Source organism: Xanthomonas sp. WHRI 7065, from assembly GCF_040203115.2.
GTDB classification, from domain to species: domain Bacteria; phylum Pseudomonadota; class Gammaproteobacteria; order Xanthomonadales; family Xanthomonadaceae; genus Xanthomonas; species Xanthomonas arboricola.
In genome coordinates, this window is record NZ_CP168194.1 from 577,107 (window position 1) to 590,850 (window position 13,744).

Here is a 13,744-nt window from a genome sequence, read left to right on the forward strand (position 1 = left end):
CAGGCTGGCCTGGTTCTGCTTCGCAATTTGTGCGGCTTTAGTCTCGCGCCTGCTGCCCTGGCGCGGCAGTTGCGCTACAGTAGCGACGTGTCCCGCTTGACGACTCCACGCTCCTTCTCTTCCGCTCGCCGCTGGTGGCGATGGTGGCCCGTTGCCGTCGTCCGCCCCGCCACAGAGTCCCGGAAGGAAAGTCGTCTTGATCACTGCAGAGCAGTTCCAGCGCCAGGCCGCTGAAGGTCACACCCGTATCCCCGTCGTCCGCGAAGTGCTGTCCGACCTGGACACGCCGCTGTCGGTCTATCTGAAGCTCGCCGACGGCCCCTACACCTATCTGTTCGAGTCGGTCGAAGGTGGCGAACGCTTCGGGCGCTATTCCATCATCGGCTTGCCGGCGCGGCGCGTGTACAGCTTCCGCGGGCATACGCTGGAAATCAGCGAGCACGGCGAAGTGCTGGAAACCCGCGAGGTCGCCGACCCGCTGGCCGAAGTGGACGCCTTGCGCGCCGAGCATTCGGTGCCGCAGCTCGACGGCCTGCCCGGCTTCACCGGCGGCCTGGTCGGCTGGTTCGGCTTCGAGTGCATCCAGTACATCGAACCGCGCCTGGGCAGCGGCGACAAACCCGATGAGCTGGGCACGCCGGACATCCTGCTGATGCTGTCCGAAGAGCTGGCAGTGTTCGACAACCTCAAGGATCGGCTGTACCTGATCGTGCACGCCGACCCGCGCCAGCCGCAGGCCTATGTGCGCGCCAACCGGCGCCTGGACGAACTGGCGCACCGGTTGCGTCAGGGCGGTGCCGGGTATCCGCAGGCGCAGATTTCCGATGCGATCGACGAGTCGGACTTCCACTCCTCGTTTACCCGCGAGGAATATCACGCAGTGGTGCGCAAGGCGCAGGAATACGTGCGCGCCGGCGACATCTTCCAGGTGGTGCCGTCGCAGCGCCTGCGCGTGCCGTTCCGTGCGCGTCCGGTGGATGTGTATCGCGCGCTGCGCGCGCTCAATCCCTCGCCGTACATGTATTTTCTCGATGTGGGCGGCACGCAGGTGGTCGGCTCCTCGCCGGAAATCCTGGCGCGCCTGCGCGATGGCGTGGTCACCGTGCGGCCGATCGCCGGCACCCGCCCGCGTGGTGCCACGCCCGAGCTGGACAAGGCGCTGGAAGTCGAACTGCTGGCCGACCCGAAAGAGCGCGCCGAGCACGTGATGCTGATCGATCTCGGTCGTAACGATGTCGGCCGCGTGGCCGAACCGGGCACGGTCAAGGTCGGCGAGCAGTTCGTGATCGAACGCTATAGCCACGTGATGCACATCGTCAGCGAGGTCACCGGCACACTCAAGGCCGGCCTGAATTACAGCGACGTGCTGCGTGCAACCTTCCCGGCCGGCACCGTCAGCGGCGCGCCGAAGATCCGCGCGCTGGAGATCATCCGTGAGCTGGAGCCGGTCAAGCGCAACGTGTATTCCGGGGCAGTCGGTTACATCGGCTGGCACGGCGATGCCGACACCGCCATCGCGATCCGCACGGCGGTGATCCAGGATGGGTATCTGTACGTGCAGGCCGGCGGCGGCGTGGTCTACGACTCCGACCCTGATCTGGAATGGCAGGAGACCATGAACAAGGGCCGCGCGCTGTTCCGTGCGGTTGCGCAGGCGGCCAAGGGGCTGTGATGGACGGGCAGGGCCACGCTGCGCGCATCAGCTTCCGCAACGATTACAGCGAGGGCGCGCATCCACGCCTGCTGCAGGCCTTGGCGCAGGCCAGTGCCGAGCAGAACGCCGGCTACGGCACCGATCGGCATACCGCGCGTGCGCTTGCGCTGATCCGCAGCGCAGTGGCGCAGGCGCAGGCCGACGTGCATCTGCTGGTCGGCGGTACCCAGACCAACCTGACCGCGATCGCGGCGTTCCTGCGCCCGCATCAGGCGGTGATCGCGGTGGAAGCGGGGCACATCGCCACGCACGAAACCGGCGCCATCGAAGCGACCGGCCATAAGGTGCTGACCGTGCCCGCGTTGCACGACAAGCTGACGCCGGCGCTGATCCAGCCATTGCTGGATGTGCACGGCAACGAGCACATGGTGCAACCGCGCCTGGTCTACATCTCCAACAGCACCGAGAGTGGCACCATCTACAGCCGTGCCGAGCTTGAGGCGCTGTCGCGTTTCTGCCGCGCCCACGATCTGCTGCTGTATCTGGATGGCGCACGCCTGGGCGCCGCACTGACCGCCGAGGGCAACGATCTGGATCTGCCCACGATCGCCGCGTTGGCCGATGCGTTCTACATCGGCGGCACCAAGAACGGTGCCTTGCTTGGCGAAGCGCTGGTCATCGTCACTCCTGCCTTGCAGGCCGACTTCCGCTACCTGATCAAGCAACGCGGCGCACTGCTGGCCAAGGGCATGTTGCTGGGATCGCAGTTTGCCACTCTGTTCGAAGATGGCCTGTTCTTCGAGCTGGCCACGCACGCCAATGCGATGGCGCAGCGCCTGCGCGCGGGATTGTTGGCCGCTGGCGCGCAGTTCACCAGCGACTCGCCGACCAACCAGCAGTTCATCGCCGTCAGCGCGCAGCAGGCCGTGCAGCTGGCGCAAGGCTACGACTTCGAGCGCTGGGAAGTGCGCGCCGACGGCAGTCAGGTGATCCGCTTCGTGACCTCGTGGGCGACCACGGCCGCGTCGGTCGACCGGCTCTGCGTGGACTTCGCAGCGCTCAGTCATTCGGCCATGCATTCATAACCATCTATCTCATCAAGGAAGAACCCGATGAAGCGAGTTGCCCTCTGGATTTTCGCAAGCCTGTTGATGCTGCCGCTCGCCGCGACAGCGCAGGTCAACAGCCTGCCGTCACAGCCGCATTTGCTGGTGAAGGGCCAGGCTTACCGCACGGTTGACCCGGACCGTTTCATCGTTGATCTCAAGGTCAGCAACACCGATCTGCAGCCTGACCTGGCGCGCAAATTCGTCGAGGAACGCGCCCGATCGGTGTTGGACGGCCTGCGACGCAACCACGTGCTGATGGATTCGCTCTATGCCTCGTCGCTGTCGATCTCTCCGCAGTCGCGCTACGAAAATGGCAAGTCGGTGTTCCAGGGGACCCGCGTGGAGCGCAAGATCCGCGGCACCTTCTCGTCCCTGAAGGACGTGCGCGCCTTTCTGGGCGGCCTGGAGGCCAACGAGAATGTCCAGGTGTTGTCGATGCAGAGTGCATACGCCGATGCGGCCAAGTTGCGCGCCGAACTCAAACGCGAAGCCGCAATGCAATCGCGGGAATCCGCCCAAGGGCTGGCCAGTGCCTACGGCGTGCGGCTGACCGGGATCTACAGCATCTCCGATGTGGCGCCCAGCTTTGCCTATGGCGTCGAAGCCGGCACCTGGTCTGCGCCTGCAGCGCCAACGCCCAGCTCCGTGGTTTCGCCGCCCTCGCCACCGGCACCCCCACCGCCGCCGCCGCCGCCACCTGGTGCAGATGGCAAGGTGCAAGGCCTCGGCGAAAGCCTGCTGACCGGCACGATCACCTACACCGAAAACATCTATGCGGTCTTCCTGATCGCGCAATGAGTCGCTGCCGTGCGGATCGTCAGCGCGCAGGGCGTCTATGGCATGGGGGAGCGTCTGCCCACCAATGCACGCGAACCGTAGGTCGCGCACGCCGGGAGCAGTCACGTTCGGGCTGGTGACAGCAGATGGTTTTTAGCTGCCGAGCGGACCGAGTTCGCGGACCAGATCGAGCAATAGGCGCAAGCCAGTAGGCAGTTGCCGTCGGCTCGAGTAGTAAAGATGAAAGCCGGGGCCGGGGCTGGCCCAGTCCTCCAGCACGAGCCGGGCGGTGCCCGCGGCAAGCAACGGAGCCAGCACTGGCTCGGGCGCATAGACCAATCCTGCTCCGCCGGTGAGGAGGATCAGGGCCAGCCTGGTGTCGTCAATCGTCATGGTTCCGGGCACGTCGACAGTCAGGAGTTCGCTGTCTTTTTCGAGCTCCCAGCGATAGATGCGGTCATTGCCCAGCCGGATGCGCACGCACCGATGATGGTGAAGGTCGAGCGGATGCTGCGGTATGCCATGGCGTGCGAGGTAGGTGGGCGCCCCGGCGACCACCCATCGAATGTCCGGCGATAGCCGCTGGGCAATCATGTCTTCCGGGACGGTTCCACCGTAGCGAATCCCCGCATCAAAGCCTCCCTCGACGATGTCGATCATCCGATTGGTCGAAACAATATCCACTTCCACCTTGGGATAGCGTTCCGCAAAGATCGGCAGCACCGGGCCGAGCAGGAGCGGCACTGCATCATTGATGACATTGAGCCGGATACGGCCGGCGGGCGAGTTCCTGTGCTGGTTCAGCAGCTCAATGGCCTCGCCGATGGCTCCAAACGGCCCAGATATCGCCTGTAGCAGCTGTTCGCCGACCGCTGTCAGCGTGACGCTGCGGCTGGTGCGATGAAGCAGCCTCACTGCCAGACGCGTTTCCAGGCCCTTGATGGCGTGGCTCAGTGCTGAAGAACTCACCCCAAGCTCTGTGGCAGCACGGCTAAAGCTCAGATGCCGCGCAATCGTCAGGAAATAGACAAAGTCGGCCAGGTCTGCGCGATTAAGATTCATCTGTCTTCATCGGAAGTGTGCTGTGTAGTGCTGAAGATGATTCGGGCGCCAGATTCACCGCTGCTTGTGTGACTGAGTCTCATCAAACAAGAGCCCAGCTCGCGGCTGTTCTTTGATCGCAACCGCGTACATGGCCCAGACGCCAGGTTCGACTTTCATGGTTCGACTTTCATGGGCGCGCGCTTCTCTGCGGTCGCGCTACGGTTCATTCCTCTTTCCACTTCTCAAGCTCCACGGCGAGCAGGTCGATTGCCAGGCGCGATCGCAGCGGCAAATACTGCATGGATGGCCACACCGCGCTGCATTCCATGACCGTGCTTGGCCGATCTCCCCAGATTTCTACAAGTTCCCCACGTTGCATCCGTTCCCGAACCAGCCAGTAGGGGAGCCACGCCAGCCCCATGCCTTCTGTTGCTGCGGCTGCAATCACCTCCAGGTCGTTGAGGCGCATGCGTGAGCTGACCGCAACGTCGACGAGCTGCCCCTGGGCATTTGGAAGACGCCAGACAAGGCCATGACCATTACGCCAGTACGGAAGCAACGCATGGTCTGCCAGATCCTCAAGCGTGCGCGGCTCCCCATGTGCCGCCAGGTAGTCCTGAGAGACACACAGAACCTTGCGTTGACTTAGCAGGCGGCGAGAGCGCAACGACGAGCCGTTTGCTACCACTCCATTACGCACCGCCAGATCGAAGCCCTCTGCAATGAGATCCACACTGCGATCACTCAGGTGCAGTTCGAGTTCGAGCTTGGGATGCTGCCGTGCATACGAGCGCAATATAGGCGCCACGCAATGCCGGCCGAACAGGACGGGCAGGGTAACGCGGAGCTTGCCGGCCACTTCCCGTTGGCCGTTCTCGAGCATGACTTCTCCAACCCGCAATTCTTCTATCGCGCGAAGGCAGCGCTCGTAATACTGCTGACCGTCTTCGGTCAGGCATTGTGATCTGGTGGTTCGCTGAAAGAGCTGAACGCCGAGCCGGTCCTCCAAACGCGCTATCGCCTTTCCCACTGCTGAGCGCGTGAGTGAGAGCCGCTGGCCTGCCTTGGCGAAGCCTCCGGCCTCAACGACCTCGACGAACAGCTGCACACCATCAAACCTGTTTCGCACGTGATGGTCCTTGTGTTCGCAGCTTTCGAAGCAAGCTGGGTGAGGTAGGAATGATAACCATGGCAGGCCCTGGCCACTCCGTACGGGCTATGGGAAAAAAAGCGTGTCTCACTGCATCGTTCTTCATTGGGTCGCTTGGTGACTTGGCGATTGGCTCACTTCAGGAGTGCATTGTTCTCCGGCCCACGTCGTCGCTGCTTCGCAGAAACTTCGATGGATCTTACGCGAGGTCTCAGCCGTTGCCATTGTAGAAAATGGGGATGCATGCCCTGGAAAAATGGCCACCAATGCCAGCTTGGCTTCTACTTTATAGTCTTGCAGGTACGTCTCGAATGCAGCGGCGGCAGATGCGTAACGCGTACTTGACTCGTTCATTTGCGTTCGAAGAAGCATTACCGCATCCACATAATTGACAGGCAGGAAGATGCTGATTTCCATCGTGTACGACAGCGGTTTTGGCCATACCACCCGGGTTGCCGAGGCCGTGGCAAGCGGCGCCGGGCAGGTCGACGATGTCGATGTCCGGTTGATTGCAGTGGCTGATGAGATGATCGACTGGATAGCGCTTGAAGCAAGTGATGCGATCATTTTTGGATCGCCTACCTACAACGGAATGATCAGCGCGAGGTTGAAGAAGTTCTTTGAAGACTCGACCAAGGCGGCATGGACGGGCATGAAGTGGCGCGACAAGGTCGCGGCAGGCTTCACCAACTCTGGTGCGCAGCACGGCGACAAGCTCAATTCGCTTGTCTCGATGGCGTTATTTGCCGCGCAGCACGGGATGATCTGGGTGGGCCTGGATCTGATGCCGGGCAACAGTAGCAGCAGTGGAGGAGTCGACGATCTCAATCGTCTCGGGAGTTGGCTGGGTGTGATGACGCAGTCGAACAACGACCAAGCTCCAGAGCTGGCTCCGCCTGCCAGTGATCTCAGAACCGCAGAGTACCTGGGTCGCCGTGTTGCTGAAACGACCCGCCGCTTTTGCAGCACTTGAATCGTCTTACACCCAACCAAGGACATTGACCATGAGATTGCTTTGCCTCGATATCCCGCAGCCGGGCGCAACCCTGGGAAAGTACCAGCCACATATGATGGAAGAGGTCCGGCATAGTTGGCAGCACTACAAGGACGGCGTCATCCGTGACATCTACTTCCGGCAGGATCGTCCCGGTGTCGTGATCATCGCTGAGGCAGATTCGGTGGCAGCTGCGAAATCTGCGCTTGCCGAGTTCCCTCTTGCCAAGGCCGGCCTGATTGATTGGGACGTGATCCCGTTCGGGCCTTTCGTCAATTGGGAAGTTCTCTTTGCGGCGGGCGGTCACTGACTGTTGCTGCGCTGTCATTGACAGGGACTCAGTCAAGAATCAAGGATGGCGAAGGGACGTCTCACGCGGTCAAGTCGACACGCTGCGTTTGTCATCAGCCATTCGATCCGTGGCGATAGTGGCGAGCCAACAGGCTCGCACTTGATCTGTTGGCAAGTACGCTGGCGAAACGCGGCGCGCTGCACCAGCCAGCAACCAATTGGCCTGAAAAGATCGTCATTGATGGTCGTCTTATCATTGGTCGGAATCCGGCCTCGGTACGCGCGGTCGGCGAGGTGGTGGTCAAGCAACTCAAGGCAAGCGATTGAGTGCCCTTCTGGTTGATGGTGCATGGAGCTTCAAGCGCATGGCGCGTGGCCTTGCATGTGCGAGGCCACGCGCTTGCTCAACGCAGATGGTCGAACGTTTCCAGATCACCGCCAATCTTTCAGCACAAGCGCCAACCTTCAACGGCGATCACGGAGTCAGTTGCAAGGTCGAACTATGCGCGGCTGTTCATGCGGTCGAACATTGCTTCTCCCAACTCGCGCGTCCTTGCGGAGATACCGACCAGAACCTCGTCCTTGCCCGCTTCAAGCTGCCCGAATGCCTGATCGACGAACTCTTCTGCGCTGACCATCATGTTGTTGGAGACACCACCACTGCGCTTGTTGCCACCCAAACCGGTATCGACGATAGGGGGCGCGATCTCGATCACACGGACCCTGGTTTCCCGCAACTGATGCCGCAGGCTGAGCGTAAACGAGTGGATTGCAGCCTTGGTGGCGCAGTAAACCGGGACATCGGCCATCGGCGAAAACGCCAGGCCGGAGCTGACATTGATGATGTAGGCGTTGGGCTGCCGTTGCAGCAAAGGCAGCAGACGGCTTATCAGATAGATTGGCGCAGTGAAGTTGATAGCCACCTCTTGCTCGAGGGTGTCCATCCCGGGGTCTGCCGTAAAGTCGCGATGCACCTGGATGCCCGCATTGTTGACGATGGCGTTGAGGGTGGGATGCTCATCCTGCAGCCACTGTGTGAGCGCGTCGCGGCTGGTTGGATCTGCCACATCGCAGATGCGCGTGATCACGCCAGGGACTTCAGCTTTTGCCTGCGCAAGAGAGGATGCAGTGCGACCGCAGATGATGACCTGGTTCCCGTCGGCGGCAAAGCGCCTTGCCAGGGCAAGACCGATTCCCGTCGCGCCGCCAGTGATGAGGATGGTGTTGTGTGTGAGCTTCATCGTCTTGGATCCTTCGCAAAAAAATGTAGAAGGTATGTCGACGATGAACCAGGCATCAGCGGCCACACCTTCGCTACCGGCATGCCGGGGCTGAGGTGTCGCGGATACCCTGAAGCGGGAGGAGTTGCCATTCACTTGAACGGCGACCGGGCTACCATCCGGTCAGCACTCTTTCGACAGCCGCTTTCTACCATGGCGCTTCTTTCGCTACAACTGCTCTTCTCTTGCGGCATTCAACAACCCAGGGGTGAAGGGATGCGTTGCATGAGGGCGACTGCTTCGGTCCACTTGAGTGGCAGCTGCAGTTTGCGTATCAACGAGCACGTATTCCAGAACGTCTATTCGACCTCTGAGCGCGGATGCGTCGACACCGGAAGCCGTTAAAGCGTGTCTTTGGAAAAATGTCCGCACAGAAACTCGACGAACGCGGTCACCTTGGGGCTTACAAGGCGACGTGAGGCATGCAACACCCAGCCTTCGAGCAGCGGTGCCTGCACGACGCCCCATTCGGCGACCCTGCCGCTGGCGATGTCTTCAGCCACGGCGGAGCGCGGCACCACGGCTGCACCGGCACCAGCCAGCACCGCGTTTCTGATCAGGAGTGGCGTCGAGTACCAGAGCACCGGCTTGGGGAGATAGGTGCACAGGTGCCCGTCTTTATCGACGACCTTCCACGCGGGAATGACCTTGCGGCCAATGCGTGTGATGACCTGGAGTTCTATACCGGAAGCAGCCGCTTCGCCGGCTTGAGGGCGGCTCAGGTCCGGCGGAGCGACAAGCACCAATTGGTCATTGAGAAAACGCCGGCCAACCAGCTTGTCGTCCGTCGGTGGGTTGAAGCGGATCACGATGTCGTAACCGTCTTCCACCAGGTCGACCAGGCGGTCTTCCGCAGTCACCTCCAGCTGTACATCCGGATGTGCGCGCAGGAAGGCTGCGCCGATGCGCCCCATGGCGATATGCGAAAACAGCAGCGGCGCGCTGATGCGTAGCACACCGCGTGGCCGACCGATGCCTGATTTCAACTCTTCAACCACCTGGGCGATTTCGCCGAAGGGGTCGGATGTTCTTGCGTGTAGAACTTCGCCTTCCGGCGTAAGCCGTAGCTTGTGGCCGCCCCGCTCAACCAAGCGTACGCCAAGGCTCTCTTCAAGCGAACGTACTCGACGAGACAAGGTGGCCTTGGGTTGCCCACTGGCACGGCTTGCGCTTCCGAAGCCCCCGTGGATCACGACAAGGTTGAAGTCTGCGAGGGCTGCGATATCCAAGGGATGTTCCATTTGCAAGACATCATGTCCAGGTATTCGGGACTATGCGCTGGGTTTGGGCGGGCAAACAATGGCGGCGTCGACAGGATCCCGGGTTTCACCGGTGCACTCAGCTCACGGTGCCCTTCGGGTTGTCACTTCATTCACTCACGTCTTCAAGGAATGCTCGCATGAAAGCAGTACGTTTCCACGCCTATGGTGGCTCCGAGGTCCTCAAGATCGAAGAGATCGATAAGCCGGTGCCGGGTCCGGGTCAGGTGCGCATCCGGGTCAGGGCGGCAGCAGTCAATCCGATCGACTGGAAACTGCGTGCCGGATACATGCATGCAATGATGCCGCTTGCGTTTCCCACAGGAAGCGGGTGCGAGGCCTCGGGCGTGATCGATGCGGTTGGCGACGGCGTCCCGGCCGAACTGCTGGGCAGGAGTGTGTTTGGCAAAGGCAACGCTACGATGGCGGAATACGCCATCCTGGATGAGTGGGCTGCCAAGCCTGACGCACTGACATTCGAGGAAGCGGCTGGCCTCGCGGTCGCCGCCGAAACGGCTGCACGCATCATCGATCAAGTGGGAGTCAAGCCCGGGGAGACGTTATTGGTCAGCGGTGCTGCCGGCGGCGTGGGTTCTGCCGCACTCCAGCTCGCGCGCGTTGCCGGTATCCGTACCATCGGCACGGCGAGCGAGCCAAAGCATGACTATCTACGTTCGTTGGGAGCGATCCCGACCACCTACGGCCCGGGTCTTTCGCAACGTGTTGCCGAGCTCGCACCAGCAGGGGTACATGCCGCGCTCGATGTGGTCGATTCTGGAATGATTCCGGAGTTGGTGGCGATCACCGGTAGCCCGTCGAAGGTGGTGTCGATCTCCGATCTCACTGCACCGCAGTACGGGGTGAAGACCTCCTTTGAGCCGTTGGACAAGGACAGCGCGACCAAGGTGCTGGAGCAGGTTGCGGCGCTGTGCGTCGCGGGAGCTTTTACATTGCCGGTCGCGCAGACCTTCCAGCTGCAGGATCTTGCAGCGGCGCATGACCTGAGTGCCCAGGGTCATGTCACCGGACGGCTCGTTGTGACCTTCGGCTGAGCTTGAGCCTTGCAGCAGCGCAGCAACGCGCTGCATGTTTCGGCCGTGTGCAGGCCAGGCCTTGATCCCGTAGCGATGCAGGCCTGGCCAGCTGCCGCCGGAAGTAGTGGTTCGAGGTCTACGGCGACCTGAAGCCCGATTACGCCGCATTTCCGCATCTGCGGCGCTGGCAGGGCGCCATTGCCGCACGCCCGGCAGTGCAACGTGCTTATGCGCTCAAGGAGCAGGTCAACCCGAATGCCGGAAAGCCGCTCAGTGACGAGGAGCGCCAACACATGTTCGGCAGACGCTGAGGAATGCTTCCGCAGGCTCCGGATAATTTGGCAGCGTTCTACGATGGTTGTCTGCGGTCCTGCCCCTGATGCCCAGACGCGATAAGTGATTGCTGAGAAATTCTCATAAGCGCATCCCGGCCTGGCCAGCGTCGGTGCTCCTGGGGTTTGGTACAACAGCTGGCCATGTGCTCGTGTGCGCAGCCCCAGCCCGTTGGCAACCCAGCCATCTGTTGGGCAGGAAACGACAGCACGCGATCGCACTGCCCGATACGCAGCTCTCGACTGCTGCGCTGGAGATACGCTCAATGAAGTTCGACACGCCGGCAGGCCTCACTCCCATCGACCAACTCACCGTCGTCGGCAAGCCCGTGGACCGTATCGAAGGTCCGCTCAAGGTGACGGGCAACGCGCCTTACGCCTACGAGTGGCACGACAACCTGCAGGAGCTGGCGTATGGCTACATCGTCGGCGCTGCAATCGCCAAGGGGCGCATTGCGCACATCGACACCACCGCTGCTGCGAAAGCTGCCGGCGTGCTGCATGTGCTCACCTACAAGAATACCCAGGCTCTGGGCACCGGCGAGTTCTACGTGCAACGTTTCCTGGCCGCGCCCGAGGTCGAGCATTATCACCAGCCCGTTGCGGTGGTGGTGGCCGACACCTTCGAGCAAGCGCGTGCGGCCGCTGCGCTGGTGCGCGTGGACTATGTGCGTGAGACCGGCCGCTACGATCTGGCGCAACAGCTGGATAGCGCGCCGATCGCACAGCAGGCGCCATTTGGCGGTCCACCGCAAACCGCGGTAGGCGACTTCGACGCGGCCTTCGCGGCCGCGCCGGTCAAGGTCGATGCCCGCTACACCACGCCGGACCAGGCGCACGCGATGATGGAGCCACATGCCAGCATCGCCAGCTGGCAGGGCGATCAGCTCACCTGCCGCACCTCGATCCAGCAGATGAACTGGGGCCGGCGCGATCTGGGCAAGATCCTCGGCATTCCCAAACACCACATTCGTTTGCTCTCGCCGTATATCGGCGGCGGCTTAGGGGGCAAGGGCACGGTCCAGTCGGATCTGGTCATGGCCGCACTCGCTGCCAAGGCGGTCGGCAGGCCGGTCAAGGTGGCGCTGCAACGCCCGCTGATGTTCAACAGCACCATCCATCGGCCGGCGACGATCCAGCGGATCCGGCTGGGCGCCACACGCGATGGGCGGCTCACCGCCATTGGCCACGAAAGCTGGTCCGGCAACCTGCCCGGCGGGCGTACCGAGCCTACGACGCTTTCGACCCGCGTGCTGTACGCAGGTGCGAACAGGATGACCCAGGTGCGTCTTGCCGTACTCGACCTTGCCGAAGGCAATGCGATGCGCGCGCCCGGCGAGGCACCCGGCTTGATGGCGCTGGAAATCGCCATGGACGAGCTGGCAGAACGGCTCGCCCTGGATCCGGTTGCGCTGCGCATCCTCAATGACACCCAGGTGGATCCGGAGAACCCGGGCAAGCCGTTTTCCACGCGCGCGTTCGTCGACTGCCTGCAGGTGGGTGCCGAACGTTTCGGTTGGAGCCAACGGCTGGCGCGGCCGGCAAGCGTGCGCGAAGGGCAGTGGCTGATCGGCATGGGCATGGCCGCTGCGGTGCGCGGCGCGCCGATTTCCAAGGCGGGTGCGCGTGCGCGGCTGGATCGCACCGGCACGGTGACCATCGAGACCGACATGACCGACATCGGTACGGGCAGCTACACCATCGTGGCGCAGACCGCCGCGGAGATGCTGGGCGTGCCACTGCATCAGGTCGTCGTCCGCCTGGGCGATTCCAGCTTTCCGGAGACGCCAGGGTCGGGCGGTCAGCAGGGCGCGGCCTCGGTCACCGCGGGCGTGTATGCAGCGTGCGTCGCCTTGCGTCAGGCGATCGCCCAGCGGCTTGGCATGCCGGTGGACGCGGCGCAGTTTGCCGATGGCATGGTGACCGCCGGCACGCGCCGCGTGCCCTTGCGCCAGGCGGCAGCGCAGCACGACATCGTGGTCGAGGATGCGATGGAGTTCGCTGGCCTGAAGGAGCGCTACGCCCAGCAGACCTTCGGCGCGCATTTTGCGCAAGTGGCCGTCAACGGCTACACCGGCGAGATCCGCGTGCGGCGGCTGTTGGCGGTGTGTGCAGCCGGCCGCATTCTCAACCCGAAGACTGCCAGAAGCCAGATCATCGGCGGCATGGTGATGGGCGTCGGTGCCGCGCTGATGGAAGAGATGGCAGTGGATCGCCGCCTGGGCTTTTTCGTCAATCACGATCTGGCCGGCTATGAAGTCCCCGTGCATGCCGACATTCCGCATCTGGAGGCGCATTTCATCGACGAGGTCGACCCCACCATGTCGCCGCTCAAGGCCAAGGGCGTCGGCGAATTGGGGTTGACGGGTGTGGCACCGGCCATCGCCAATGCCATCTACAACGCCACCGGCATCCGTGTGCGCGAGTACCCGATCACGCTGGAAAAACTGCTGGCACAGCTCCCGCTTCCATCGGAATGAACGGAGTTGCGGCCGGGCATCAGCCGGCTTCAACGGGCAGGTGACACTGTCCTGATGGAGAACGCGGTCGACATGTATGCCCGGCTTCGAGGCCTGGCATTCGCTCCGGGCAGGATGACCCGCATTCGCTCGAGCTGATCACGCCATGCGCGCTCCGGTCGCGTTAATGCACCGCCCCGAGCTGATGTCGGGTGAGGGTGTTGTCCATGCACGTTTCCTGCGCTTTTTTCGCCAAAATAGTTCATCGGTGCGTGCGTCGCGTAGCAGGAGTGGCACCATTTGTGCTCGCCGCATGAGACATGCCCGTGTGACCGTATGAGCATGTACTCATATGCAGCTG

At 62.4% G+C, this 13,744-nt stretch carries 13 protein-coding genes and 1 pseudogene; 9 read left to right on the forward strand and 5 right to left on the reverse strand.

Annotated features, from left to right (window positions below; genetic code table 11):
* Nucleotides 1-196 precede the first annotated feature (196 nt).
* From trpE to ABQY64_RS02475, 3 genes are read left to right on the forward strand one after another with little or no spacing between them, the layout of a single operon-like run.
* Nucleotides 197-1,672 carry an anthranilate synthase component I gene (gene trpE / locus ABQY64_RS02465; RefSeq protein ID WP_167704897.1) on the forward strand — a complete coding sequence of 492 codons (1,476 nt, stop codon included), beginning with the start codon at nucleotides 197-199 and terminating at the stop codon, nucleotides 1,670-1,672.
* Nucleotides 1,672-2,739, forward strand: a complete 1,068-nt coding sequence (locus ABQY64_RS02470; protein WP_167704896.1) for a low specificity L-threonine aldolase — start codon at nucleotides 1,672-1,674, stop codon at nucleotides 2,737-2,739. The genes trpE and ABQY64_RS02470 overlap by 1 nt, the downstream gene beginning before the upstream one ends.
* Before the next feature lie 27 nt (nucleotides 2,740-2,766).
* Nucleotides 2,767-3,561, forward strand: coding sequence for an SIMPL domain-containing protein (locus tag ABQY64_RS02475; RefSeq protein ID WP_167704895.1), 795 nt, complete (start codon nucleotides 2,767-2,769; stop codon nucleotides 3,559-3,561).
* A gap of 132 nt (nucleotides 3,562-3,693) precedes the next feature.
* Here the strand turns inward: ABQY64_RS02475 and ABQY64_RS02480 are convergent, their stop codons facing one another.
* The 3 genes from ABQY64_RS02480 to ABQY64_RS02490 all read right to left on the reverse strand — a co-directional run bounded on the left by ABQY64_RS02480 (nucleotide 3,694) and on the right by ABQY64_RS02490 (nucleotide 6,151).
* A complete protein-coding gene (locus ABQY64_RS02480; RefSeq protein WP_349779782.1) occupies nucleotides 3,694-4,602 on the reverse strand; it encodes a LysR family transcriptional regulator in 909 nt (302 codons plus the stop codon).
* Nucleotides 4,603-4,807: 205 nt separating this feature from the next.
* Complete coding sequence (locus ABQY64_RS02485; RefSeq protein WP_349779781.1) at nucleotides 4,808-5,692, reverse strand: LysR family transcriptional regulator; 885 nt, start codon at nucleotides 5,690-5,692, stop codon at nucleotides 4,808-4,810.
* 144 nt (nucleotides 5,693-5,836) lie between these two features.
* Nucleotides 5,837-6,151, reverse strand: coding sequence for a hypothetical protein (locus tag ABQY64_RS02490; protein WP_349779780.1), 315 nt, complete (start codon nucleotides 6,149-6,151; stop codon nucleotides 5,837-5,839).
* Between ABQY64_RS02490 and ABQY64_RS02495 the strand changes: the two genes are divergently transcribed.
* The 3 genes from ABQY64_RS02495 to ABQY64_RS02505 all read left to right on the forward strand — a co-directional run bounded on the left by ABQY64_RS02495 (nucleotide 6,138) and on the right by ABQY64_RS02505 (nucleotide 7,346).
* Entirely contained in the window at nucleotides 6,138-6,707 is a 570-nt protein-coding gene (locus ABQY64_RS02495) for a flavodoxin family protein (RefSeq protein WP_104596133.1), read from the forward strand. The two genes, ABQY64_RS02490 and ABQY64_RS02495, sit on opposite strands and share 14 nt — an antisense overlap.
* A gap of 31 nt (nucleotides 6,708-6,738) precedes the next feature.
* Nucleotides 6,739-7,038, forward strand: coding sequence for a superoxide dismutase (locus ABQY64_RS02500; protein WP_349779779.1), 300 nt, complete (start codon nucleotides 6,739-6,741; stop codon nucleotides 7,036-7,038).
* Nucleotides 7,039-7,187: 149 nt separating this feature from the next.
* Nucleotides 7,188-7,346 (forward strand): hypothetical protein, encoded by a 159-nt coding sequence (locus ABQY64_RS02505; protein ID WP_349779778.1) that lies wholly within the window; start codon nucleotides 7,188-7,190, stop codon nucleotides 7,344-7,346.
* A gap of 173 nt (nucleotides 7,347-7,519) precedes the next feature.
* Here the strand turns inward: ABQY64_RS02505 and ABQY64_RS02510 are convergent, their stop codons facing one another.
* Nucleotides 7,520-8,260: an SDR family oxidoreductase gene (locus ABQY64_RS02510; RefSeq protein ID WP_349779777.1), complete on the reverse strand. Its 741-nt coding sequence runs from the start codon at nucleotides 8,258-8,260 to the stop codon at nucleotides 7,520-7,522.
* 380 nt (nucleotides 8,261-8,640) lie between these two features.
* A complete protein-coding gene (locus ABQY64_RS02515; RefSeq protein WP_039518295.1) occupies nucleotides 8,641-9,528 on the reverse strand; it encodes a LysR family transcriptional regulator in 888 nt (295 codons plus the stop codon).
* Between the two features lie 170 nt (nucleotides 9,529-9,698).
* Here ABQY64_RS02515 and ABQY64_RS02520 point away from each other — a divergent pair, with 170 nt between their 5' ends.
* The 3 genes and pseudogenes from ABQY64_RS02520 (at nucleotide 9,699) to paoC (ending at nucleotide 13,404) form a co-directional block, all read left to right on the forward strand.
* Nucleotides 9,699-10,610, forward strand: coding sequence for an NADP-dependent oxidoreductase (locus tag ABQY64_RS02520; protein ID WP_349779776.1), 912 nt, complete (start codon nucleotides 9,699-9,701; stop codon nucleotides 10,608-10,610).
* 107 nt (nucleotides 10,611-10,717) lie between these two features.
* Nucleotides 10,718-10,903, forward strand: a pseudogene (locus tag ABQY64_RS02525) (glutathione S-transferase); the annotation flags it as partial.
* Between the two features lie 287 nt (nucleotides 10,904-11,190).
* Nucleotides 11,191-13,404 carry an aldehyde oxidoreductase molybdenum-binding subunit PaoC gene (gene paoC / locus ABQY64_RS02530; RefSeq protein WP_349779775.1) on the forward strand — a complete coding sequence of 738 codons (2,214 nt, stop codon included), beginning with the start codon at nucleotides 11,191-11,193 and terminating at the stop codon, nucleotides 13,402-13,404.
* The last annotated feature ends 340 nt before the right edge of the window (nucleotides 13,405-13,744 follow it).